The 3,009-nt window shown below is 65.3% G+C and carries 3 protein-coding genes and 2 pseudogenes; all 5 read left to right on the plus strand.

The genetic code is table 11. From position 1 onward, the window contains the following. Nucleotides 1-78: pseudogene (locus HA630_RS02150) on the plus strand (NADH-quinone oxidoreductase subunit B); the annotation flags it as partial. Nucleotides 79-97: 19 nt separating this feature from the next. Further along, on the plus strand, nucleotides 98-739 hold the full coding sequence (locus HA630_RS02155; RefSeq protein WP_166832204.1) for an NADH-quinone oxidoreductase subunit C: 642 nt from the start codon (nucleotides 98-100) through the stop codon (nucleotides 737-739). Nucleotides 740-765: 26 nt separating this feature from the next. Beyond that, the gene (locus HA630_RS02160) at nucleotides 766-2,019 is read left to right on the plus strand and encodes an NADH-quinone oxidoreductase subunit D (RefSeq protein WP_166832205.1); all 1,254 of its coding nucleotides are present in this window, start codon (nucleotides 766-768) and stop codon (nucleotides 2,017-2,019) included. After that, the gene (gene nuoE / locus HA630_RS02165) at nucleotides 2,016-2,540 is read left to right on the plus strand and encodes an NADH-quinone oxidoreductase subunit NuoE (protein WP_208299922.1); all 525 of its coding nucleotides are present in this window, start codon (nucleotides 2,016-2,018) and stop codon (nucleotides 2,538-2,540) included. Before HA630_RS02160 ends, nuoE begins: the two co-directional genes overlap by 4 nt. Further along, nucleotides 2,537-3,009, plus strand: a pseudogene (locus HA630_RS02170) (NADH-quinone oxidoreductase subunit F); the annotation flags it as partial. The gene nuoE and the pseudogene HA630_RS02170, both read left to right, overlap by 4 nt.

Genomic DNA, 3,009 nt, shown 5'->3' on the forward strand with positions numbered 1-3,009 from the left:
ACGGCCGAAGCCTTGCTGTACGGCATCATCCAGCTGCAGCAAAAGATCCGCCGCACCAACACGATTGCGCGGGCATGAGCCGCGCGGGAGTTTCCAGATGACGCAAGCCACCAGTGGCGCCTCGCACGTGGGCGCCTCGTCGGCCGTGACGCCCGAGGCGTTGCGCGACACCTTGGCCGCCGCCCTGGGCGAGCGGGTCACTTCGGTCACCGTGGCGCGCGGTGAAGTCACCGTGCTGGTGCCCGCCGCCGAGTACCGTTCGGTCATGCAGACCCTGCGCGACGCGCCCGGTTGCCAGTTCGAGCAGCTGCTGGACCTGTGCGGTCTGGACTACGCCGACTACCGCGATGGCCAGTGGGAAGGTGCCCGTTTCGCCGCCGTCTCGCACCTGCTGTCGGTGTCGTTGAACCAGCGCGTGCGGGTGCGGGTGTTTTGCCCGGACGACGATTTCCCGGTGGTCGACTCCGTCACCGACCTCTGGTCCTCGGCCAACTGGTACGAACGCGAGGCGTTCGACCTGTTCGGCATTGTGTTCGAGGGCCACAACGACCTGCGCCGCATCCTGACCGATTACGGCTTCATCGGCCACCCCTTCCGCAAGGATTTCCCGCTCTCGGGTCACGTGGAAATGCGCTACGACGCCGAGCGCCGCCGCGTCGTCTACGAGCTGGTCAGCATCGAGCCGCGCGAGATCACGCCCCGCATCATCCGCGAAGACAACTACGGGGGGCTGCACTGAGGCGCCGCCTCGTCGTGAGATGCAACATGGCTGAAATCAAGAACTACACCCTGAACTTCGGTCCGCAGCACCCGGCCGCGCACGGCGTGCTGCGCCTGGTGCTGGAGCTGGACGGCGAGGTTGTGCAACGCGCCGACCCGCACATCGGCCTGCTGCACCGCGCCACCGAGAAGCTGGCCGAGAGCAAGACCTTCATCCAGTCGCTGCCCTACATGGACCGGCTGGACTACGTGTCCATGATGTGCAACGAGCACGCCTACTGCCTGGCCATCGAGAAGCTGCTGGGCATCGAGGTGCCGGTGCGCGCGCAGTACATCCGCGTGATGTTCAGCGAGATCACCCGGCTGCTCAACCACCTCATGTGGCTGGGTTCGCACGGCAACGACTGCGGCAGCTCGACCATCCTGATCTACGCCTTCCGCGAGCGCGAGGACCTGTTCGACATGTACGAGGCGGTGTCGGGCGCGCGCATGCACGCGGCCTACTTCCGGCCGGGCGGTGTGTACCGCGACCTGCCGGACACCATGCCGCAGTACCAGCACAGCAAAATCCGCAACGCCAAGGCGATGGCGGAAATGAACACCAACCGCCAGGGTTCGCTGCTGGACTTCATCGACGACTTCACCCAGCGCTTCCCGACCTACCTGGCCGAGTACCACACGCTGTTGACCGACAACCGCATCTGGAAACAGCGCACCGTCGGCGTGGGCGTGGTGCCACCCGAGCGCGCCCTGAACCTGGGCATGACCGGCCCCATGCTGCGCGGCTCCGGCATCGCTTGGGACCTGCGCAAGAAGCAGCCGTACGACGTGTACGACCGCCTGGACTTCGACATCCCGGTGGGCAAGACCGGCGACACCTACGACCGCTACCTCGTCCGCATGGAGGAGATGAAGCAGTCCAACCGCATCATCAAGCAGTGCGTGGACTGGCTGCGCGCCAACCCCGGCCCGGTCATCACCGACAACCACAAGGTGGCGCCGCCCTCGCGCGAAGCGATGAAGTCGAGCATGGAAGAGCTGATCCACCACTTCAAGCTCTTCACCGAAGGCTTCCACGTGCCCGAGGGCGAGGCCTACGCGGCGGTGGAGCACCCCAAGGGCGAGTTCGGCATTTACCTGGTCAGCGACGGCGCCAACAAGCCCTACCGCCTGAAGATCCGTGCCCCCGGTTTCGCCCACCTGGCGACGCTGGACGAGATGGCGCGTGGCCACATGCTGGCCGACGCCGTGGCCATCATCGGCACCATGGACATCGTGTTTGGAGAGATTGACCGATGAGCGCACCCCACACCGCCGTGCAGGCCATGGCGTTCACCGAAGCCACGCTGGCGCGTTTCGCCCGCGAGGTGGCCAAGTACCCGGCCGAGCAGAAGCAGTCGGCCGTGATGGCCTGCCTGTCCATCGTGCAGCAGGAGCAGGGCCACGTGAGCGCCGCCGCCGAAAAAGGCATCGGTGACTACCTCGGCATGCCCGCCATCGCGGTGCACGAGGTCACGACCTTCTACAACATGTACAACCAGCGGCCGGTGGGCAAGTTCAAGCTCAACGTCTGCACCAACCTGCCTTGCGTGCTGCGCGACGGCAGCAAGGCCCTGGCGCACCTGGAAAAGAAACTGGGCATCCACATGGGCGAGACCACGGCCGACGGCCTGTTCACCCTGCAGCAGAGCGAATGCCTGGGCGCCTGTGCCGATGCGCCGGTGATGCTGGTGAACGACCGCCACATGTGCAGTTTCATGAGCCACGACAAGCTCGACCAGCTGATCGACGGCCTCAAGGCCGCGGAGGGCCAGGCATGAACGCGAACCAAGTGCTGGCCCAGTTCCAGGCCAAGGGCCTGGAGACCTGTTTCCACGACCGCCACATCAACCCGCAGATTTACGCCGGGCTCAACGGCAGCAACTGGTCCCTGAAAGACTACGAAGCACGCGGTGGCTACGCGGCCCTGCGCAAGATCCTGGGCCAGGACGGCGGCGAAGGCTTGTCGCAGGACCAGGTGATTGCCACGGTGAAAGAGTCCGCGCTGCGCGGCCGTGGCGGCGCCGGTTTCCCGACTGGCCTGAAGTGGAGCTTCATGCCGCGCCAGTTCCCGGGCGTCAAGCACCTGGTTTGCAATTCGGACGAGGGCGAGCCGGGCACCTGCAAGGACCGCGACATCCTGATGTACAACCCGCACATCGTGATCGAAGGCATGATCATTGCCGCGTACGCGATGGGCATTGCCGTGGGGTACAACTACATCCACGGCGAAATTTTCCAGGTGTACGA

The sequence above is a fragment of the Aquabacterium sp. A08 genome, assembly GCF_011742065.1.